We start from the raw sequence: 21,659 nt of genomic DNA on the forward strand, positions 1-21,659 counted from the left end.
GAGAGAGAACAACGGAAGGCCACATGACAGACTATTCAGCCAATCTGGGCTTTCTTTGGGCTGACCTCCCGCTGCCGGATGCCATCCGCGCCGCCAAGCGTGCGGGATTTCAGGCGGTGGAATGTCACTGGCCCTATGCCGTTGATCCCACCGATGTCTGCGCAGCACTGGAGGAAACTGCCCTGCCGATGTTGGGGCTGAACACTTCCCCTGGTGATCTGACGGCGGGGGAGTTTGGCCTCTCTGCCCTGCCGGGTCGCGGGGCAGAAGCGCTGGCTGAAATAGATCGCTCCATTGCCTATGCAACAGCAACCGGCACGCGCAATATCCATGTCATGGCTGGCAAGGCTGAAGGAGCGGCAGTAGAAGCGACCTTTGTAGAGGTGCTGAAAAAAGGTTGCGAGCGTGCGCAGGCCTATGGCCTGACGCTGTTGATCGAACCGATCAACAACCACGATGTTCCAGGCTATTTTCTGACCACACCGGATCAGGCAGCTATGATCATGGATCAGGTCGGCGCCCCCAATCTGGCGATGATGTTTGATTGCTACCACGTTGCCCGCATGGGTCTGGATGTAATCGCTGAACTGGATCATCACCTATCTCGCATCGGCCACATCCAGTTTGCTGGCGTGCCGGATCGCGGCCGCCCTGATCGGGGCGCACTGGATTACGCGGCGGTCTTTGCGCATCTGGCGACACGGGGCTACAATGCGCCATTGGGGGCGGAATATCGACCAGACGGGGCGACAGAAGGATCCCTCAGCTGGATGGCGCCACTCGGCACTGATTAAACTCCGCCAATTGACAAGCCTGCCGATCCGCGCAACTGATTTCCCACAAACCCACCGCAACCGGAACCCCCATGGAACCCGCCAAGACCCCGACAGATGCAGAGGTGCTGCCGCTCGGCCAGACCGGTGTGTTGGTCCGCTTTGCCCGCCACGCGTCCCCCGCCGCGACCGCCCGTTGTCTGCAATTGCGCAACGCGCTGGCCACACAAACCATTCATGGCGTGGTCGAGGTGATCCCATCGCTCACCTCTGTCCTATTGCAGTTTGACCCAACACAGACCAACCGCGCCGCAGTTGCCAAGGCGGTCAAAGCACGTTTCACCCCACAAGACACAGCTGAAGATGCCCTGCCCGCCCCCAGCCGCCGCTGGCACATTCCGGTGACCTTTGGTGGGGAGTTTGGCCCGCAACTGGCGGATTTCGCCACCCTCAGCGGGCTGAGCGAAGACGCCGTCGTGACGCAGGCCCAAGAGACTGAGTTACGCGTTCTGGCCATCGGTTTTGCCCCCGGTCAGCCCTACCTTGGCTATCTGCCGCCCGCATGGCAGGTGCCACGCCAGCGTGACCTGACCCCACAGGTGCCCGCTGGTGCGATTGTCACGGCCGTGCGCCAGATGGTGCTGTTTTGCAATGCCTCTACAACCGGCTGGCGTCAGATTGCCCAGACTGGGTTCCGTCCCTTTCTGCGCGACCGTGCAGAGGCATTTCTGCTGCAGCAAGGGGATGCGCTATGCCTGCACCATGTGAGCCATGATACCTACCGCGATCTGATGCGCGACAATGCTGATGGCATGGGTGGTGCACGCCTGGAGGTCCTGACATGAGCGGCGCGCTGCATATTCACCGCGCAGGCCCTGCCCTATCGGTGCAGGATCTGGGCCGTCCCGGATTGATGTCACAGGGCATCGCGACGGGCGGCGCTGCGGACCGGCTGGCACTGAAAGAGGCAGCGGCGCTCCTACAAGCCCCCTGCATCCTGCCCGCGATTGAGATGGCAGGGTTGGGCGGCAGTTTCACTGTCACCACCCCCACCCGTTTTGCCCTCACAGGCGCGGTGATGCAGGCCATATTAGACGGCGAACCGCTGGGCTGGAACGAGAGCCACCTGCTCTCTCCCGGTCAACGGCTGGAAGTGGGCGGCGTGCTAAAAGGCGTTTATGGCTATCTGACCTTTGCCGCGCCACTGGACCTGCCGCGCTGGATGGGAAGTGTGGCGACGCAGGCGGGCCTTGGCATTGGGCAAATGCTGACTTCAGGGGACAGTTTGCCGATGCAGGCAGACCCCGACGCTGCCGCGCCCACCCGCCGCCTTGCGGTGCCCGATCGTCTGTCAGGTGGGGCATTGCGGATGATGGCAGGGCCGCAAACCGCGCTTTTTGCGCCAGAGACTTTAGAGCGCGCCCTCGCGACGCCCTTTCGCCGTGACGCCGCAGCCAACCGTCAGGGCGTTCGGTTGCATCATGACGGCGCGCCCTTCCCTGCCGATGATGCCACCGCACTGGCATCCGATTTCATCTGTCCCGGTGATGTACAGATGACCGGTGACGGCGTGCCCTATGTGCTGATGGCTGATTGTCAGACCATGGGCGGTTACCCCCGCCTTGGCACCGTCGTCGCGCAGGATCTGCCGATGCTGGCACAGGCGCCGCTGGGCGCAGAACTGCGGCTAGAGACGATCACGCTAGAACAGGCCGATGCACTAACCGCAGCTGAGGCGCAGACCTTGCCCCAACTGCGCGCCGCGGCTGAGGTCAAGCTGCGCGATCCCTACCAGATCCGCGACCTGCTGCGGTATCAGCTGATCAGCGGCGTGACCGCGGGCGACGATCTGGATCGCGATTGATTGCCGGACTTGGCAAAGGGCAGTTTTTGCGTCACTTCTTTGGGCGAAAACCGCGCCAACAGAAAGACCTCGCTCATGATCCTCAGCTATGAAACCATTCTGGCCTTCACCGCAACCAGTGCGCTTTTGGCGCTGATGCCGGGACCGGACAACCTGTTTGTACTCACCCAATCGGCACTGGTCGGGCGACGGGCGGGCCTGATGGTGGTGCTGGGGCTGTGCTGCGGCCTGGCTTTGCACACCTTGGCAGTGGCGCTGGGTCTGGCGGCAGCGATGCAGGCGGTGCCTGCGGCCTTCACTGTACTGAAAACCCTTGGCGCCGCCTACCTGATCTATCTGGCCTGGGGCGCGTTTCGCGCAGGCGCTGCAGGTGCACCGGATCAAGAGGCCCCGCGCCTCAGCAGCGGCAAACTGGTGGCGCGTGGATTCGTAATGAACATCACCAATCCCAAGGTCGCGATTTTCATGCTGGCCTTCCTGCCCCAATTTGTCATTGCGGATCAGGGCAATATCGCGGGCCAGATCCTCAGCCTTGGGCTCATCATGGCGCTGGTGACGATGGTGGTGTTCGGCGGTATCGCGCTGGCATCGGGTTTCGCCAGTGAAAAGATTGCCGGTTCAAACCGCGCACAAGTCCTCATGAATCGCCTAGCCGGTGTCGTTTTCCTGGGCTTGGCGTTCAAACTGGTCACACAGAAGTAAGGGCTCCCCCCTCACATGATCCGAACATGAAAAGGGCCACCCAGCAGGGCGGCCCTTTCCATTTCTATCCAGACAGAAATTAGCCTTTGTTGGCGATCAGCTGCTGGGCAACCAGATCATGGTCCAGCCACAGAACGGGACCAGCGGGATCGCTGGCCTCACCAAAGATCAGCTGGCCGGTGGCATTCACCACCTCATGGCTCAGCACGTCGCTGACCAGGACTTTGCGATCCTTGTGCAGCGCCACGATGGCCTGCGAGGTGCCAACAGTCTTTTCGACCTGTTCGCCGCTGTTGGGCATTGGCCAAGCTTCAAAATTGTTAAAGGGCTGCATCACCGGATCCAGCTGATAGTCGTTCACGTCTTTCAGCAGACCCTCAACTGTTGCGCCATCCTTCAGCAGGTCCTGACATTCACTCCACAGCGCGTCGACCCATGCGCCGCCGCCTTCCTTCCGCAACGCCTCCAGCAGAGGCAGCAGCGACAGTTCGATACCGGCAAACACATCAGAAGAGTTGGTGCGGATTTCGGGGCAGTTGAAGACGGTTGCCTTGATGCCCTTTTCAAACGCCGCCTGTGCGTGACCCTCAAGGGTCATCTTGGCGTAGCCTTGTGTGTAGTTGGTGTAGGTCTGCCATTTGTATGCGCCATCAATCAACACGCGGGTGCCGTGATAGCCATAGGCCGTATAGCGCACCTGACCACCCTCACCTTCAATACGGGTGCGGATGGCGCTGCTGGCTTCGATCAGGTGGCCGAAGGTATGTGCGGTCACTTCGTCGAAGTTTTGCAGAATCAGCTTGCCCAGATCGCTGTCGACCAGCGATTGCGACGGCATGTAACGGGCACCGCGACCTTTGTAGATACGGTTGGCGATCGCCATGAACACCTTCGCACGCGGAATACCGCCCGCCATAGTGTGGGCAAAGAACACGTTTTTACCGGCAGGGATCAGCGCGTCCAGCTGTGCCATGACATCGATCAGCGCGGTTTTGAAACGGGTGACACCCAGTTCGCGGCAACGGTCGATCAGGTCAAAGTCCAGCTTGTGATCCTGCCAGCCGTCGATGGTCATTTCGCCCACCAGATCGGTCGGGGTCTTCTCACCCTCGGGCGCATCCATATCAAAACCGGCCATCAGCGGCACGTTGATAATCTTGCCGCCCAGGTTTTCCTCGGCTGCAGTGTGCTCCTCAGCGGTCAGCGCGCGCAGGCTCCCGTCCTCTTCGCGGCGACCAACGGTGATGCCCACAACGGTCATGCCAGCCGCTTTGGCCGCGTCAATCAGCCCGGTGGCATAGCCACGGCCGAACAGTTCGCCGAACAGTACAAAAACATCGCCTTCACCATAAAGGCTGTTGGTCGGAAGGGAGGTCAGCGGAATTGATTCTTTCATCTCAGCTTCTACTCTTGTCTTGGTGAGCGCAGCGCGTCGCGCTACGGCAGAAAAACGACAGTGACGCTACGCAAAGCGCAGCGCCTTTGTTCCCCAGATAACGATCTTTTGACGGCGGTTCCATCGGCAAGATGCATTTCTTGCCGTTTCAGCGGAAAAATTACCCTTATTCGGCGGACAATTCCCGAAAACAAGAGCTGCGCACGCGGTCAGCGCAGGGATGGCCTAGGCTGCACGGCCCGTCGGAGCTGCGACGGTGGCAGGGGGGGTGGCGGGTGCCTGCCCTGCGGTGCAGGCCTGATGTAGTTCAGTGGCGGTGGTGATTGCTTTCAGCCGTAGGGCAGAAATCTGTGATTTCTGTATGATCAGGGCCTGCGCGATCTCTTCCAGGTTCTGCCCCAATTCCGCTGACAATTCCGGCACCGCGACGGCCTCTAGGCGGCTGCGCAACTGCGCCACCTCATCGCCGCGCTGACGGGCCAGATCGGCCAGCTCTGCAAACGCGCTATGGCATTGCGTTTCCAGCTTAGAGGTTCTAGCGCGCAACGCTTTTGCTGCGACAGCATCCGCGGTGGAGGACGTCTGTTTCTGCGCAGCTCGCAGGCCCGGACGCGCTACAGGCGCGGGCTTGCGAACTGCTGCCTTGTTTGCACCATCCAGGGCATCTAGTTTTTCCAGAAAACGCACCTTTTCCGTCAGAATCGCATCGACAACCTTTTGCAGATCCTGATCCAACGCCACCAAATCCCGCGACAGAATGTGCTGACGCTGTTCCAGCTTTAATGTGGGATTAAACAGGGCGAGTAGTGGCTTCAAAAATTCAAACACGGCGACCTCACAGCGGGTCTGATTAGGTTAGATTGTTTCCCATAACGGCGATTTCTGCTGTTTCTTTAGAGCCCGTAGACCTGCGCGCGAAAATGCCGCGCCGTAAGATTCGCCCCCCTTAAATGCAGAGGCCGGCACCCGCAGCAGCGACCCGCGACCGACCGCTCAAAACGCGAATTCATATTCGCATCAAGTGGCGATCTTCATGTTATTTACAGGGCCACGCTCAATCCTGAGCATTATTGTTGACTTACAATTTTTAAAACTTATTAAAAGTGTCAGAATTTTGAAACTTCGCGACCAAGACCCTGAGAGGAAACACCAATGCGTTCAATTAAACTGCACACCACGGCCCTGGCCCTGATCGCAATGACCGCCACCGGCGCTGCCGCGGCCGATGTGTACGGCCCCTTCCCCGTCACACTGAAAGGCTATGAAGGCGAGAAAACCAACTCTGTCTCCTATTCGGGTCAAATCGCCCGCCATGCGCTGCATGACAGCCTGAAAAAGGCCGCTGCTCTGGGCAACGGTGGTGCAAACGCCGCCGAAGTTGAAGCGCTGATGCTGTCCTACTTCAACGGTTCCGACGCCGATCTGGACATTCTGGCGCCGAAGTCCAAAGACGGCTTCCCGATCAAACAGACCACCGTGAACGCCATCTCCAAGGGCAAAAACATCTCGGGCAAGTTCTACAAGGGCGCAATGCCCGCATGGCCCGGCAACGGCACCGGCAAAGACGCCGTGATGCACATGATCAAAATGGCCGCCAAGGCGGACAAAGGTTTTGACGCTGAAAACGGCTATGACTGGGGTCAGGTGATTTCCAAATTCACCATGGGCGCAATGATGTACAACCAGTCGGTTGACAACTATCTGGACGAAAAGCTGGCCGCTGACAACAAACCGAACGACAAGCCCTACAAAGACGGCGCCTACTACACCGGCAAAGAGCACAGCTGGGACGAAGGTTTTGGCTACTGGGGCGCCCCTGCACACGCGATGAGCCTGACTCCGCAGCAAGCCTACGCCATTGCCAAAGGCAAGGATCTGGCAGCAGCGGACGCCAACGGCGACGGCATGGTTGACCTGAAAACCGAATACGTCTTTGGCCCGGCCTACTACGCCGCTGGCGCCGACAAAGGCGGCACCAAGTCGACCAACTACATGCACACCATCATGCAGGCTTTCATTGACGGCCGTCAGGTGATCGCAGACGCCAAAGGCGAAGCGCTGTCCGATGAGGCCCGCGCCCAGTTGAAAGCGCACGCCGCCACCATCGAAAGCAACTGGGAAAAAGTGCTGGCCGAAGCCGCGTTCAAATATGCCGGTTCGGTTTACAAAGACATCAACAAGATGGCTGAGGCCGAAGGCGAAGAGAAAGCAAAAGCCTACCGCGCCTACGTCAAGCACTGGGGTGAGCTGAAAGGCTTCGCCATGGCGCTGCAATCGGGCCGCAACAACCTGGGCGCCACCGCGGTTGAGCTGAACAACCTCGTAGGCTTTGGTCCTGTAACCATGGACAACTCTTACGTCACCGGCATCGACGCAGACGGTAACTTCGTCCGTGATCGTCGCATGACCTGGAACGACTACCAGCTGAACATGCTGAAAACCCAGGAACTGCTGAAAGGCAAGTTCGGCCTGAAATCTCTGGCCAACGATCAGCTGGCGCAACTGGAAGGTCTGGCCGACAAGATGAAGGCCGAGGCAAGCGCCGAAACCGACTAAGCCGCCAGAATGCGCAGGATCCAGGCAGCTGGGTCCCCCAATAGCTCCAGGGCGGCCTTTCGGGGCCGCCTTTCCTTTTCGTCGCAACCCGAATAGAGGTGCCAGATGGACGTTTTCGCAGATATCTTTGGGGATTTCTGGGATCCGAAGAAACGGATTTTCTTCGGCTACCTGTTCCTGTCTCTGGTCATCGGCGCTGTCTGGCTGGTGGCCGTGAAACACAAAACCCTGCGCGCAAGTCTGGCGCAGATCTTTGACCGGCGGGTGTTCTTATCCTCTTCGGCCAAAGCGGATTACAAGATCTTTGTGATCAACCGCTTTTTCACCCTGTTCATCTCGCCACTGCTGATCACCCAGCTCAGCATTGCGACGGCGGTGTTTTATTTCTTATTGAGCGTCGACTGGCTGCAAAGCGGCGTGTTCTCAGACGCCCCTATTGCAATGATTGTGACATTGTTCACATGTGCCATGTTCATCTTTGATGACTTTACCAAGTTTCTGCTACACCGCTGGATGCACCGTTGGCCACTCCTCTGGGCGATCCACAAGGTGCATCATTCGGCCGAAACCATGACCCCGATCACCGTCTACCGTGTACATCCGCTGGAGGGCGTGCTTTACGGTCTGCGCAGTGTGTTTGTGCAAGGCACGGTGCTATCGGTGTTTTTCTTCTTCTTCGGCAATGCGGTGGACCTGATCACTATCGTGGGCGTCAACGCGGCGGTGTTTGTGTTCCATGTCACCGGGTCGAACCTGCGCCATTCCCACATCGACATCCACTATTGGCCGTGGCTGGAACGGCTGTTGATCTCCCCCGCCCAGCATCAGCTGCACCATTCGACCGCGGTGGAACATTATGACAAGAACTTCGGTGTTGCGCTGGCAGTTTGGGACTGGCTGTTTGGATCACTGCACCTGTCGGAAAAAGACCGCACGCTCGCCTTCGGGCTGCCACCGGAAGAGGCCAGCGCCGATGCGCTGCTCGATATTTACCTGCGCCCGTTCCGCGATATGGCCGCAGTGATACGGCGGCGTCTGCGCCGCCTGCAACGCGCCCTGAACCGTCAGAACAAGACGCTCAAAGAGAACTGAGCCCGCACAAAGGTTCGCAGAGTGCGGGCAGAGGGCCCAAACAGCTCCTTTTCCCCCGTTGGTCAGCAGTCTGTGCGCAGCGCTGCAAATTAGGTCAGTAAAGCGTCCTAAATTTCCGTCCTGATTCTATCGGAAGGATTCGAGCGACTGCAAAATTACTAAAATCCCGCCGCACAACACCAGAACACAAGGTGGTGCTCAGTTTTTATCAATATATTTATGTCATAAAAACTGACCTAAGCATATCTATATCAAGCCCGAAAGCAGCTATAACAGCCAACATTATCGCATATCATCACATTCTACATTAAATTTAGATCCGCATCGGACCAAATATACGTAACATTGCGTCTGCCAGACTTGAATTTTGTGGTGTCGTCCGCTACTCGCAATGGTGACTAGACCTCCAGCCCAACGCCAGAGACAGCCTATCCGCCCCTTCCGTCGAAGCGGCGCAATGTCCCTTTATCGTTGGAGCCCGGAATGACAGCCAAGCCAGGAACCTATGGCCTTTATGACCCCAAGAGCGAGAAAAGCTCCTGCGGGGTTGGTTTTTTGACCCGCAAAGATGGTGTGCAAACCCATGAGGTGTTGAAACACGGCCATGAGGCGCTGTGCGCGGTGCCTCATCGTGGCGGCATGTCCTCCGAAGGAGTAGGCGATGGTGCTGGCCTGTCCGTGGACCTGTCCCTGTCATTCTTTAACAAGATCACCGGCAACACGCTGACGCCCGGCCTGTTCGGCGTTGGCAACTTCTTCCTGCCTGCGGACGAAAGCCAGCATGACCGCGCCGCCCAGTTGATCGAAACCGCGCTGGATAGGTCAGGGTTTCAAACCAAACTGATCCGCAACATGCCTGTCAATAATGACGCCATCGGCGTGCGGGCGGTCAAATGCCAACTGCCGATCGCCCAATGGGTCTTTGTTGCGCCCAGTGGCATGGATCAGACAGCCTTTGACAAACGCATTCACCTCGCCCTGTTGGAGATCGAGGCAGAGGCCTACACCGATCCCGATCTGGAAGGCCTCTACCCGCTGTCGCTGTCATCTCGCATGCAGGTGTTCAAAGGGCGACTGAATTCGTGGGAAATCATTCCCTATTTCAGCGACCTGTCCGATCCCGATCATGCGGTGCATACGCTTTACTTCCACACCCGTTTTTCCACGAACACTGATCCGCACCCATCGATGGCCCAGCCGTTCCGTTTGATGGCACATAATGGGGAACTGAACACCGACAAGAAAAACCGCCTGTCAGAGGCGGCGATTGCGCTGGCGCGCAACAAATCCATCGTCCGCCCCAAGGGGCAGTCCGACAGCTGTCGTCTGGACCAGACACTGAACGCACGGGTCTATGGCGAAGGTCTGGATCTGGTCGAAGCGGTGGTGGCGATGATGCCACCCGCGTGGGAAAACGATGCCCGTATCAGCCCCGAGGTGCGGGCGATGCTGGAATACTTCTCCCTGTCAGAGGAAAAGAACGACGGTCCTGCCGCGCTGGTCTTTGGCGATGGCAATATCATTGGCGCCCGCCTGGACCGTCTGGGCCTGCGCCCGATGCGTTCGGTTGAGACCCGCGAGTATCTGGCGGTGATGTCCGAGGCAGGCCAGATTGATTTCCCGCCAGAGGATGTGCTGCGCCGCGGCCGTGTTGAGGCAGGCGGCATGATCTATCTGAACCACGCCGAAGGCCGGATTTATGAAACCGATGAGGCGCTGGCGAAACTGGCAGAAGCCAAGGAATACGCCACCCTGTTGGCGGATGCGCAAACCAACATCGACGATTTCCCCATCCCCGACACCGCGCCGTCGGATGCGGCGGCACGCTATGACGGCGACCTCAGCTGGGCGGCGCGCTATGTGGGCTACACGCTCAATCAGGAAAGCTTCAAGTTTCTGATGGATCCGATGCTGCAAACCGGGGTCGAGAAGGTTTCTGCCATGGGCTATGGCAACGCGATCAACGCGCTGTCGGATAACGAAGGCGGTGTGGCCAAATATTTTAGCCAGCGTTTTGCGCAGGTGACAAATCCGCCGCTGGATTCAATCCGCGAGGCGGACGGAATGACCCTGCGTGTGGCGCTGGGTGAAAAACCGTATCTGGGCCACAGCCGATCACGCCAAATCGTGGTGAATAGCCCCGTTTTGTTGATGACCGATGTTTTGAAGATCAAAGCACAGTCCCAGACCCCTTGGGCCAAGTTTGACGCGCTTTATGTGCCGGTGTTTGACGATGCAGCCGCAAATGAGACCGCGCTCACCAGCGCGATTGATGCGGTGGCGGAAGAGATCGTCGTCTTTGCCCGCGATCACGGTGGTATTGCCATCCTGTCCGATCGTCACCTCAGCCGCAGACGTGCGCCGATGCCGATGACACTGGCCGTATCGGCAATCAACCAGCGCCTGATCGAAGAAGGCATGCGGTTCAAGGTGTCTCTGGTGGTGGAAAGCGGTCAGATCTGTTCCTCCCACCACATCGCCTGTGCCTTGGGCTTTGGCGCCTCTGCCGTCTATCCGATGGCCGTGCGGATGCGCGCCGAAGAGCTTTATGGCAATGAGGCTCCTGCTGCTTATCAGAAATTCAAAAAGGCAGCTGAAAAGGCGCTGATGAAGACGATGGGCAAGGTCGGTCTTTGTACGGTGGAGAGCTATTCGGGCGGGGAATTCTTTGAGCCGAACTTCCTCGACACAAACGATGCGGTCTTTGCCAAATATCTGCCGAACATGAAAACGCCCGTCGGCGGCGTGCGCTTTAACGTGGTGGCGAAATCGGTCGCTGATTGGCACGAACGCGCACTGAGTGTCGAGAGCGACAAGGACATCCCGATCCTTGGGCTGTTCAAGGAACGCGCAGAAGGCGCGGGCCACTCGTACGGCACCACAGCGGTACGTGGGTTTGTCGACCTGACCGAAGAAAAGATCAGTTTTGAGACCGCAAATGACGGCGGCGCGCTGGATGGGGAAACCGATCCCTTCCGCCTGCTGACCCTGCGCCAAATGGAGGATGCCTTTGGCGTTGATGACACGGGCTATGTGAACACTTCCTTCGCGAAGCTCACCCAGGAACAGATCGACAATTTCACCATCACCCCCGGCTACCGTGCCTTCAGCGCCATGATGGCCGAAGAGCGCCATCGTCGCCCTGCCGCCCTGCGCGATGTGCTGGCGTTCCCGGCTGATATCACCTTCCTCGACACTGTCGCGGATATGAAGCGTGAGATGATGCTGTTTAACCGCGCGGGCAACAATGACTTCGCTATTCGTGGTCTCGCGGTAGAAGATCTGGGAGAGGGCGCCTACCTGTTGCGCCTTTCTGGTGCCAAATCCGGCGATCTGGGGCGTTTGGATGTGCTGGCGGAAACGCTGGTGGAACGGTTTGGCAAGGATGTCGAAGGGCACTACATCACCAAAGGTGCGCTGAAGGTCACCGTCGTTGGCATGGCGCAGGACTATATTGCGCGCATCCGCCCAGCCCCCGACCGGATCGCACTGGAAGAGGTTGAACCTGCGTCACAGATTACCGGACGCCTTGCCTCTGGCGCGATGTCACATGGGGCGCTGGTGGCCTCGGCGCATGAAGCGGTGGCCCATGGCACCAATATGGTGGGCGGCATGTCCAATTCTGGCGAAGGCGGGGAACATATCACGCGCTACGGCACCATCCGCGCCAGCCGCATCAAACAGTTTGCATCGGGCCGTTTTGGCGTCTGGGCAGGCTATCTGGCGGACCCCAATCTGGAAGAGATCGAGATCAAAATCGGTCAGGGCGCAAAACCCGGCGAAGGCGGCCAGCTTCCGGCGCCCAAAGTGACGGTGGAAATCGCCGCTGCCAGAGGCGGCACACCGGGGGTGGAGCTGATTTCCCCCCCGCCGCACCACGACACCTATTCGATTGAGGACCTCGGCCAGTTGATCCACGACGCCAAGGCGGCACGGGTGCGCGTCATCGTCAAACTGGTTTCCTCCGAGGGCATCGGCACCATTGCGGTGGGCGTCGCCAAAGCGGGCGCCGATGTGATCAACATCGCCGGCAACACCGGCGGCACCGGCGCGGCGGCGGTCACGTCCCTGAAATACACCGGTCGCGCTGCTGAAATTGGCATCGCTGAGGTACACCATGCGCTTTGTGCAAATGGCATCCGCCAGAAGGTGCTGCTGCGCTGTTCGGGCGCGATGCAAACCGGTTCAGATGTGGTCAAAGGTGCCCTCTTGGGCGGTGACAGCTTTGAATTTGGCACCACCGCGCTGATGATGCTGAAATGCGTGATGGCCAAGAACTGCAACGTGAAATGCCCAGCCGGTTTAACCACGAATCCAGAAGTATTTGATGGCGACCCCCGTGCCTTGGCGCAGTATCTCTTGAACATCGCCCATGAGGTCCGTGAGGTTCTGGCCTCGCTTGGCCTGAAATCCTTGGCAGAGGCCCGCGGTCGCTCTGACCTGCTGCACCTTCTGGACCACCCCGCATCGGTGGGCAAACTGGACCTGCGGGCGATGTTGACCAATGTGCCGGAGGTCAAGGTTGAAGATCCGGTCTATCTGGAAAAAGACTTCGCTGTCGATGATGCGCTGCTGGAACAGGTGAAATCCCGCCTGATTGAGGGGGATGAACGCACGATCGAGCTGCGTCCAAACATGCCGCTGAACAATCGCAATAAAACTGTGGGCGGTCAGCTGGGCATCGACATTGAGCGGATGCTAAACCATGAGTTGGAACAGCTTCCCGCCGCAGCATTTCAGGATCAGCGTGGCCGCCGCTATCTGGATGCCCGCGCGATCAAGGTTGTGACCAACGGATCTGCCGGTCAAAGCTTTGGCGCCTTCTGCAACGATGGCATGCTGATGGAACACACCGGCACCTGTAACGACGGTGTTGGCAAAGGGGCCTCTGGCGGTGAAATCATCGTGCGCAGCCCCGGTGGCGCCAAGGGTCGTGAAAACGTGCTGGTCGGCAACTTTGCCCTGTTTGGCGCCACCGGTGGTCGTACCTTTATCGAAGGTCAGGCAGGAGACCGTTTCGCGGTGCGCAACTCCGGCGCGACGGCGGTGGTTGAGGGCGTGGGCGATTTCTGCGCCGAATATATGACCAACGGTGCGATCCTGAACATCGGCGACTTCGCCAAGGGTTTTGGCAACGGCATGTCGGGTGGCTTTGCGTATCAGTATGATCCTGAAAGCCGCATCCAAGAGATGATGAGTCAGGACTCCGTTCTGGCAGGCACGCTGGCAGACGGCTCTGATCACGCCCAGATCCACGAAGGGGCGGTCCGCCAGATGCTGACATGGCATGTGGAAGCAACGGGATCTGCCAAGGGTAAGGATCTACTGGGCGATTGGGACACCACCCGCACCCATATGGCGTGGATCATGCCAAAGGCGCTCCTGCAATATCAGGACGCAGACGCCATTCTGGCCGCCCGCAGCCGCAAGGATCTGATCGACGAACTGTCTACTGCGCTCGCCAGCCACCAGATCGCCGAGGTGAAGGCCGCATGGAAACACGGCCGGCCTGTACAGCGTGGTGCGGTGCCTGCCTATGGCGAGATGGACACCGATGAGATGTTCCGCCTGCTGGGCAGCTACATCGTGCTGGAACAGGCGCAGGTGATTGCGGCGAAGCGTGTGAAAGGGCGCGACCAGTTTGCGCTGGACAAGGCCGCGCGCAACCTGATCCTGACCGAAGACTTCGCGCTTATGGCGGCCCTTGGCAAACACGCCAAAACCGCTGTGGAAGGCTATGATGATGCCGGTCTGGCCGCCCTTGTGGCCAACAAGCGCCTCAGCGACTTCAAGCGGGCGCTGAGCCTGCGCAACATCCTCAGCATGGACAGCCCCGGCACCTATGCCTGGATCCTGCACCAAAGCGCCAAAAACCGCGCGGCACTGGGCGAGGTGCCCAGCTTTGACGCGCTCTTTGCCGAAAACGCGATCCCTGACGTGATCGCCCGCACCGCAGCCGAGTGAACAGATGACCGATACAAACACCAAAGTCCCTTACATCCCCGGGGATGCCCCGTTTTCTGGCGAACAGCGCCTATGGCTGGGCGGGTTTCTTGCTGGCCTGCACTCGCGCCTTGCCGCTGGCGGCGGTGCCGCCGCTGCCACGCCCGCCACTGCGGCGGCAGAGGTGAAACACCTCGACATCCTGTTCGGCACCCAGACCGGCAATGCCGAAACCGTGGCCGAAGATGCCGCCACACTGGCCAGGACCAGGGGCTTCACGCCACGGCTGGCCGAAATGGATGACGTCAGCATGGAACAGCTGGCCGCCATGCAGAACGTGATCATCGTGGTTTCGACCTACGGCGAAGGCGAAATGCCCGACAACGCACACCAGTTCTGGGGCGCGCTCAGCGCCTCCACTGCGCCACGGCTTGAGGCGCTGAACTACGGCGTTCTGGCTCTTGGCGACACATCCTATGATGAGTTCTGCCAAGCCGGAAAACTGGTTGACACCCGTCTGGAACAACTGGGCGCCAAACGTCTGGCTGCGCGGGTAGACTGTGACGTTGATTTCGAGGATGCCGCAGAGGCATGGATCGCCGCGACGATCCCCGATGCAGGCAGCATCGCAGCCGCCGTGCCCGTGGCCGACGCCACGCCAAAGGCTGAAAAGTCCGGCTGGGGCCGCAAAAATCCCTACCTCGCCACCACGCTGGACAACCGCGTCGTGTCTGGCGCGGACTCCGCCAAGGAAATCCGCCACATCGCCTTTGATCTGGGTGACAGCGGCATGACATATGAAGCAGGCGATGCTTTGTGCGTGATGCCAGTGAACAACCCAACACTGGTGCAGGGCTGGCTGGACCGTCTGAGCGCAGGGGCTGACACCGATATTGGCGGTCGCGCCTTAGGCGATCTACTGACCACAGGGTTGGAGATTATGACGCCCTCGCGCGATCTGATCCGCGCGATTGAGCCGCTGGCTCATAATGATGAGCTGAGCCATGTGGTCGGCAACGGCGACAAAGAGGCGCTGGATGCCTACCTCTGGGGCAAGGATGCGCTTGATCTGTTGAACCTCGCGCCTGACCTCGCCCTTGATCCGGCCGAGGTGGTCAACTGGCTCAAACCGCTGCAACACCGCGCCTACTCGATCTCTTCCAGCCCGAAGGCCCACCCCGGCGAAGTGCACCTGACCGTCGCTGCTGTGCGCTGGATGCATGACAATCGCGCTCATGGCGGGGTCTGTTCGACCTTCCTGGCCGATCACATGCCTGCAGGTGAACAGACCGGGATCTTCATGTCGCCAAACAAGAGTTTCCGCGTGCCAGAAGATGACAGCGTACCGATGATCATGGTCGGCCCCGGCACTGGTATCGCCCCCTTCCGCGCCTTCCTTGAGGAACGCCGCGAACGGGGCGCGAACGGCGCCAACTGGCTGTTCTTTGGCGATCAGCACCGCGCCAGCGACTTTATCTATGAAGATGAAATCAGCGCTTTCAGCGCCTCCGGTCTGCTGAGCCGCCTGGATCTGGCATTCAGTCGCGATCAGGCGGAAAAAGTCTACGTACAGCACCGTATGGCCGAGAACGGCAAAGATCTGTTCGCTCAACTGGAAGAAGGTGGATATTTCTACGTCTGCGGTGATGCCACCCGCATGGCCCGCGATGTGGACGACGCGCTGCACCAGATCGTCGCCACACATGGCGGCCTCTCACAAGACGGCGCGGTCGCGTATGTGAACGCGCTGAAACGCGACAAGCGTTACGTGCGCGACGTTTATTGACCCGCGCGCCAGACAAAGCAGAACGGGCGCCCCACTCGGGCGCCCGTTTTTCTGTATGCACGCGGCAGATAGAAAACACGGCTAGAACACTCTAGACGAAGGCACCCGAAACATCTTTTGCCTTCACCAGTGAACGCCCCTCACACAGAACCGTACCATCTGGTGCCGTACAGCTGGCCCAGAGATCGACCAAGTGCTTGTCAGGCCGCAAGCGGGTGACTTCGACCCGTGCAATCAAGGGGGTGTCCAGCGGCGCCGGCGCTTTGAACGCCAGTTCCTGTTTCAGGTAATTGGTCCCTGATCCCGGCAGTTTGACCCCCAAAAGGTAGGAAAACAGCGCCGCGATCAGCGGTTCCGGCACAGTATCGCCGACGCTGCCGCTGAGGGCCGCAAACTCTGTCAGATCAGATTGCGTGTAGGTGCGACGGATTTCTGCCGCCTGTCCAACTGTCAGCATGTAACCTCTGCCTCCCCGGTCAGGCATTCCGCACCATCTGCGCTGCGCGTGACGCGCATTGTCAGGATATTGGGGCGGTGCTCAGTGATCTCCAGCAGCAATTCCTCGCCGGTGAAGGCGGGGTTGGGAAACATCATCTGCTGGCTGACCTGCCGCAGCGACGGGTCATAGCGCCGTACCATGCCCCAGAGTTTCGAGTAGATCAGCATCCCGTGGCTGACCGTACGCCCAAATGTGGTTTGCGCACAAAAGTCCGGATCCACATGGATCGCGTTGTCATCGCCAGACACCCGTGCAAAGGCGTCAAAATCGCCCTGCGTCGGGGTCCAGACCTCGCTCAATTCAATCATGTTCAAAAGCCTCTCGCAGATCGGGTTTGCAGACCTTGCCCGCCGCAGTGCGCGGGAACTCATCGACGATGCGCACATAAGCAGGCACCTTGTAGCCCGCCAGCCGTTCGCGGCACCACGGGCGCAAATCGCCCGCATCCAACGACGCGTCGGGGCGCAGCATAACATGGGCAGCGCCCACCTCCCCCCAGCGTTCATCCGACACGCCAATGACCGCCGCCTCCAGAATCGCAGGATGGGCGTTCAGCACACGCTCCACCTCTGCCGGATAGACGTTTTCCCCGCCAGAGATGAACATGTCCTTGAGGCGGTCCACGATGTAGTAATACCCATCCGCATCGCGCCGTGCGACATCGCCGGTGGCAAGCCAGCCATCGTCTGTGAAGGTCTTGGCCGTGGCCCCTTCGTTCTGAAAATAGCCAGGCGTGATGCCGGGACCACGCAGATGCAATTCACCTGCGCCCGCTGTGCCGTCGGGCACATCGACCAGCCGCACCTCCGCCAGAGATTGCGGTTTGCCCACCGATCCGATCTTAGCGCTTGCATGGGCAGCATCCATCAAGAAAACGGTCGGCCCGCTTTCGGTCATGCCCATGCCGTTCAAAACATCTGCACCGCGTTCGGCAAAGAACCGGATCAAGGGTTCCGGCAAGGGGGCACCACCACAGCCGCACCGTACCTTGGACCAGTCGACATCGGCAATCTCGGGCATCAACGACAGAGCCTGATAAACCGCAGGCACGCCAAAAAACTGATTGATCCGCCCAGATGCTAATAGCTGTTGAACCGGCCCCTCCTCAAACTTCGCCAGAACAGTAGAACTGCCGCCCCACAGGAACACCGGCAGGGTGTAGAGGTTGATGCCAGCGGTATGAAACAACGGCAGGAAACACGCCGCGCGATCCCCCGCCGCGATATCAATCGCCTGCCCGATGCTGATCGCATTGGCCCAAGCCATGCGCGCAGTCTGGATCACAGCCTTGGGCGTGCCAGTGGTGCCGGAGGTGAACAGCAGATACCAAGGCCGCGTTGCCGGAATGGCTGCCGTTAGCGCGGGCCCACCCGCATCGATCCATGCGCCCAGATCGGTTTCAATGCTTAGGGTCGCGGTCCCCGTCAGACCTGCAACCTCCGCTGCGACATCCCCAAACCCCGCGTCGCTGAGGATCAGCGATACGCCGACCTGCGCCACAATCTCCACCAGTTCAGGCGCAGGCAGACGCCAGTTCAGCGGACAGAGGATCACGCCAGTTTTCTGGCAAGCAAAGAGAGCGATGAAAAACTCCACCCTATTCTGGGACAGGATGGCCACACGGTCGCCCTCCCCCAGACCGCATGCGGTCAGGCCGGCAGCAACTCCATTCGCTGCCGCATTGACCTCGGCAAAGGTCCAGTCGCGCATAGTTACCAGATCGTGAAAGGCCAGCGCATTAGGGCTCAACTCCGCCCGTTTGGCGGCCATGTCAGGGATCATATCAAACATCTCTCGTCCCTTTTTCAGGTGTCAGAAAAGAAGTCATGCGTGCCAGTGTTTGCTGCCGCGTGATCAAACGACGAAAGGCGGCGGTTTCCGCGTCCAAACCCGCACGCACGCGGGCACGGCGCTCTGCGGTCCAGATCATCGTCTTGGTCGCCAGCGCAGTGCCTGCATCTGTGCCGTCAAGCAGTGCCAGCGCACGATCCTCTGCCGCGTCATCCACCGCCTGAACCAAGCCAAGCGCCAAGAGCTGATCCGCTTCATGGCGCAGGTTCGCGTGCAGCCAACCCTGCGCAGGCCCTGCGCCGATCAATTCTGGCAGAACAGCCGTCCAGCCGCCATCGGGGGCAAAACCCATCACGCCATAATAGGGCTGTAGAAACGCATCCGGCGCCGCGATCACCAGATCGGAGGCAAAGATCAATCCCGCAGATCCCCCCGTCGTGGCGCCGCGGATGGCAGCGGCAAACAGAACTGGCATGTCGATGATCCGCATCACCAGATCCTGCAACACCGGCACCACCTGATCAGCATAAACATCTGCGCGGCCTTCTTGTGCGGCGCGATAAAACCCCGCCACATCGCCACCGGACGAAAAATTGCGCCCCGCAGTCCGCAGTAACGCCTTAGTCGCGCCCGACTGCTGCAAGGCGTCAAGCGCGGCATGCAGATCACCCAGCACCTGAGGTTCCAGTGCATTGGCACGCGGTGCCTGCAGGGTGATCTGGAAACAGACCTCCCCGCCTGGCAGTGCCACCTCTGCGCAGGTAACCCTCTCCTCCCTGATGTCAGCCATATTCCCCCCTATGATGCCAACCCGTTGCAGATGAATTTATGCGCCTCTGCCACCACCCGTTCGATATCCACCTCACCCTCCTCCCAGAGGACGAAACGTTCGCCGAGTGTTTTGGCGATACCCATCAAAGCCCAGGCGCGCACCTCTGCGTCGCCAGCCGAAATCTCACCCTGTTCTGCGGCCTGTTTCAGCTGGTCCGCATAGGCTTCGCCAAATTCGGTGTAATAGGTGCGATAGGCGTCTGGATCGACAAAACGGGCCTCTTCGACAATGCGGTATTGCATCGGACGATCCCTTACGACGATCAGGTAGGCCTCTAGGCCTGCGCGCTCTGCCTCCAGTCGGTTTCTGGCCCCCGCGATGCGTTCAGCCGCCTGTGATCTTGTAGCGCGGCCCATATCCTCAACCAGTTCACGGAACAAAACGTCCTTGCCCGAAAAATAAATGTAGAAAGTGCCCGACGCCGTGTCCGCCGCGCGGGTTATGTCCGCGATGGAAGCGGCGGCGAACCCCTTTTCGCCGATCACCTGTTCGGCGGCGGCAAGGATCTTGGCACGGCGTTCGATACCGCGTTTGGTTTTTGGTTGGCTGGCGGCGGCTTTGGTCATGGGATCGGGGCTTTCTGTGCAGGCTGGATCTGTGTCCGGGTCAGGGAGGATGCCAGCCCTTTTGCCGCAACGAAGCGACAAATGGCATCACAAAACGCCTCTGGCTGCTCCAGATGCGGCGAATGGCCTGCCTGTTCGATAAGGGCGAGGGTTGCGTCCGGCGCGGCCTCAACCAGCCACTGTGCGGTGGAGCGCGGATAAAGCCCGCTTTGAGCACCCGCACAGACCAGATAGGGCACCTCGATAGCCGCAATCCCCTGCCGCGCGTCGGCCTCCACCAAATCCGCCCACACAGAAACCAGATTACCGGGATCTTGACCGCACAGGAAATCTGCAATCTCCGTGCGTGTCGGCACCGGCTGGCTTCCTTCAGCGAACATGCTTTGAGCGATGCTTCTGGCCATGCGCTGCCAGCCCGGCACGATGCGGGCGGCGGTGGCGCGGATGGCATCCGCATCCCGCGCGATCAGCCCCTGCGTCCAGCCCTGATCCGGCAACATGCGTGGCGACATATCAAGGGTCACTAGCCCCCGCATCCCACTCGTACCCAGCCGTTCGATCAGCCGCCATGCAATCGCCGCCCCCATTGACCAGCCCACCACAATGGGCCTGTCCAGCCGGCTCATCCAAGCCGCTGCCAAATCTGCGCAGGCATCCAGCCCCCCGGCCTGATCCGCAGCCGCACCGTGACCGGGCATATCCGGCATATGGCAGTCGAAATCAGGGCCAAGGCGACGGGCAACATCCGCAAACAGATCACCGCGCATCGCCCAGCCGTGTAGGAATAGTACCGGTGTCGTCATGCCTTGCCGCGCTCCCGCAGGCGGCCAACGATGCCGGTGGGGAAGAAGTAGACGCTAAGGATAAACAGGATCCCCAGCCACATCAGCCAGCGGTCCGGTTCCAGCAAATGTGGCAACAGTGGCAGGTTGTGCGTCGCCTCGGACGCGACGCCCATCAGGTTTTGCAGGTAGGTCTGCGCCATGATGAACAAGGTCGCCCCGATCACCGCGCCATACATCGTTCCCATGCCGCCGATCACCACCATCAACAGGATGTCCAACATGATCTCAAAACTCAGCGTGGTGTCCGGCCCCACATAGCGCAGCCAGATGGCAAAGAGGCTACCGGCCAGCGCCGCCGTGGCCGCCGACAAGCAGGTGGCAGCCGTGCGATACCAGACCACGCGATAACCGATCGCCTCGGCCCGGAAATCGTTTTCGCGGATCGCCTGTAGCACCCGCCCAAAGGGCGAATTCACGATGCGCAGCAGCAGCAGGAACAGCGCCAGCGAGGCAAAGAAGATCAGGTAGTAATTCAGGATCTTTCCGCTGATACGGGTGCCCAGAAATTCCCCCATCCGGTTGGCGGAAGTCAGCACGCGGGGGATCTTGTAGGTCAGCCCGTCCTCCCCCCCCGTCAGGCCGGAAAACTGCGACACCAGAACCGCCACGGCAGAGGCGACAGCAAGCGTGATCATCGCAAAGAAGATCGCACGCACCCGCAAACTAAACAGCCCGATCATCAGCGCCAGCACCACCGCCGCCAGCGCACCCGCAACACTGCCCACGATCAGCGCATCAAACCCGCGCCCCATATAGGTCGAGGCCAGCGCAACGCCATATGCCCCAAGGCCGAAGAACATCGTATGTGCAAAACTGACGATGCCGGCATAGCCCAGCAGCAGATCATAGCTGGCCACCAGCACGATAAAAATGCAGATGCGCGCCGCCGTATCCAACGGGCGCACCCCGTCAAACAGCAAGGGGGCACCAGCCAGACAGATCAGAATCATCAGCAGGATCGCCGTCAGCGCGCGCGACCGTGGTTGATCGCCGGAAAGAAATTTCGTCAGCATG

At 59.8% G+C, this 21,659-nt stretch carries 17 protein-coding genes; 8 read left to right on the top strand and 9 right to left on the bottom strand.

Annotation, left to right across the window (positions count from 1 at the left end):
• Positions 1-23: 23 nt before the first annotated feature.
• The 4 genes from MHM86_RS06840 (at position 24) to MHM86_RS06855 (ending at position 3,339) form a co-directional block, all read left to right on the top strand.
• Positions 24-794 (top strand): hydroxypyruvate isomerase family protein, encoded by a 771-nt coding sequence (locus tag MHM86_RS06840; protein ID WP_239197328.1) that lies wholly within the window; start codon positions 24-26, stop codon positions 792-794.
• A 71-nt stretch (positions 795-865) separates the two neighbouring features.
• Positions 866-1,618, top strand: coding sequence for an allophanate hydrolase subunit 1 (locus tag MHM86_RS06845; RefSeq protein WP_239197330.1), 753 nt, complete (start codon positions 866-868; stop codon positions 1,616-1,618).
• Complete coding sequence (locus MHM86_RS06850; RefSeq protein ID WP_239197332.1) at positions 1,615-2,637, top strand: biotin-dependent carboxyltransferase family protein; 1,023 nt, start codon at positions 1,615-1,617, stop codon at positions 2,635-2,637. Before MHM86_RS06845 ends, MHM86_RS06850 begins: the two co-directional genes overlap by 4 nt.
• 75 nt (positions 2,638-2,712) lie before the next feature.
• A complete protein-coding gene (locus MHM86_RS06855; RefSeq protein WP_239197334.1) occupies positions 2,713-3,339 on the top strand; it encodes a LysE family translocator in 627 nt (208 codons plus the stop codon).
• Between the two features lie 79 nt (positions 3,340-3,418).
• Here the strand turns inward: MHM86_RS06855 and MHM86_RS06860 are convergent, their stop codons facing one another.
• Entirely contained in the window at positions 3,419-4,735 is a 1,317-nt protein-coding gene (locus MHM86_RS06860) for a hypothetical protein (protein ID WP_239197336.1), read from the bottom strand.
• A 225-nt stretch (positions 4,736-4,960) separates the two neighbouring features.
• Positions 4,961-5,563, bottom strand: coding sequence for a hypothetical protein (locus MHM86_RS06865; RefSeq protein ID WP_239197338.1), 603 nt, complete (start codon positions 5,561-5,563; stop codon positions 4,961-4,963).
• A gap of 324 nt (positions 5,564-5,887) precedes the next feature.
• Here MHM86_RS06865 and MHM86_RS06870 point away from each other — a divergent pair, with 324 nt between their 5' ends.
• The 4 genes from MHM86_RS06870 to MHM86_RS06885 all read left to right on the top strand — a co-directional run bounded on the left by MHM86_RS06870 (position 5,888) and on the right by MHM86_RS06885 (position 16,112).
• Positions 5,888-7,291: a DUF4856 domain-containing protein gene (locus MHM86_RS06870; RefSeq protein WP_239197340.1), complete on the top strand. Its 1,404-nt coding sequence runs from the start codon at positions 5,888-5,890 to the stop codon at positions 7,289-7,291.
• Between the two features lie 105 nt (positions 7,292-7,396).
• Positions 7,397-8,383 (top strand): sterol desaturase family protein, encoded by a 987-nt coding sequence (locus MHM86_RS06875; protein ID WP_239197342.1) that lies wholly within the window; start codon positions 7,397-7,399, stop codon positions 8,381-8,383.
• Between the two features lie 483 nt (positions 8,384-8,866).
• On the top strand, positions 8,867-14,347 hold the full coding sequence (locus tag MHM86_RS06880) for a glutamate synthase-related protein (protein WP_239197344.1): 5,481 nt from the start codon (positions 8,867-8,869) through the stop codon (positions 14,345-14,347).
• A 4-nt stretch (positions 14,348-14,351) separates the two neighbouring features.
• Positions 14,352-16,112 (top strand): sulfite reductase flavoprotein subunit alpha, encoded by a 1,761-nt coding sequence (locus MHM86_RS06885; protein WP_239197346.1) that lies wholly within the window; start codon positions 14,352-14,354, stop codon positions 16,110-16,112.
• Between the two features lie 91 nt (positions 16,113-16,203).
• Here the strand turns inward: MHM86_RS06885 and MHM86_RS06890 are convergent, their stop codons facing one another.
• Genes MHM86_RS06890 through MHM86_RS06920 form a run of 7 tightly spaced genes read right to left on the bottom strand, consistent with a single transcriptional unit; the run spans position 16,204 to position 21,658 of the window.
• Positions 16,204-16,569 carry a phosphate acetyltransferase gene (locus MHM86_RS06890; RefSeq protein WP_239197348.1) on the bottom strand — a complete coding sequence of 122 codons (366 nt, stop codon included), beginning with the start codon at positions 16,567-16,569 and terminating at the stop codon, positions 16,204-16,206.
• A complete protein-coding gene (locus MHM86_RS06895; protein ID WP_239197350.1) occupies positions 16,563-16,919 on the bottom strand; it encodes a MaoC/PaaZ C-terminal domain-containing protein in 357 nt (118 codons plus the stop codon). Before MHM86_RS06895 ends, MHM86_RS06890 begins: the two co-directional genes overlap by 7 nt.
• Positions 16,912-18,402 carry an AMP-binding protein gene (locus tag MHM86_RS06900; RefSeq protein ID WP_239197352.1) on the bottom strand — a complete coding sequence of 497 codons (1,491 nt, stop codon included), beginning with the start codon at positions 18,400-18,402 and terminating at the stop codon, positions 16,912-16,914. Before MHM86_RS06900 ends, MHM86_RS06895 begins: the two co-directional genes overlap by 8 nt.
• Positions 18,395-19,192: an enoyl-CoA hydratase/isomerase family protein gene (locus tag MHM86_RS06905; RefSeq protein WP_239197354.1), complete on the bottom strand. Its 798-nt coding sequence runs from the start codon at positions 19,190-19,192 to the stop codon at positions 18,395-18,397. The genes MHM86_RS06900 and MHM86_RS06905 overlap by 8 nt, the downstream gene beginning before the upstream one ends.
• Positions 19,193-19,200: 8 nt before the next feature.
• Entirely contained in the window at positions 19,201-19,800 is a 600-nt protein-coding gene (locus tag MHM86_RS06910) for a TetR/AcrR family transcriptional regulator (protein ID WP_239197356.1), read from the bottom strand.
• Positions 19,797-20,603, bottom strand: coding sequence for an alpha/beta fold hydrolase (locus tag MHM86_RS06915; protein WP_239197358.1), 807 nt, complete (start codon positions 20,601-20,603; stop codon positions 19,797-19,799). The genes MHM86_RS06910 and MHM86_RS06915 overlap by 4 nt, the downstream gene beginning before the upstream one ends.
• Complete coding sequence (locus tag MHM86_RS06920; protein ID WP_239197360.1) at positions 20,600-21,658, bottom strand: branched-chain amino acid ABC transporter permease; 1,059 nt, start codon at positions 21,656-21,658, stop codon at positions 20,600-20,602. Before MHM86_RS06920 ends, MHM86_RS06915 begins: the two co-directional genes overlap by 4 nt.
• Between the last annotated feature and the right edge of the window lies 1 nt (position 21,659).

Origin of the sequence: Thalassobius sp. Cn5-15, from assembly GCF_022347685.1 — a bacterium.
Taxonomy (GTDB): Bacteria; Pseudomonadota; Alphaproteobacteria; order Rhodobacterales; family Rhodobacteraceae; genus Thalassobius.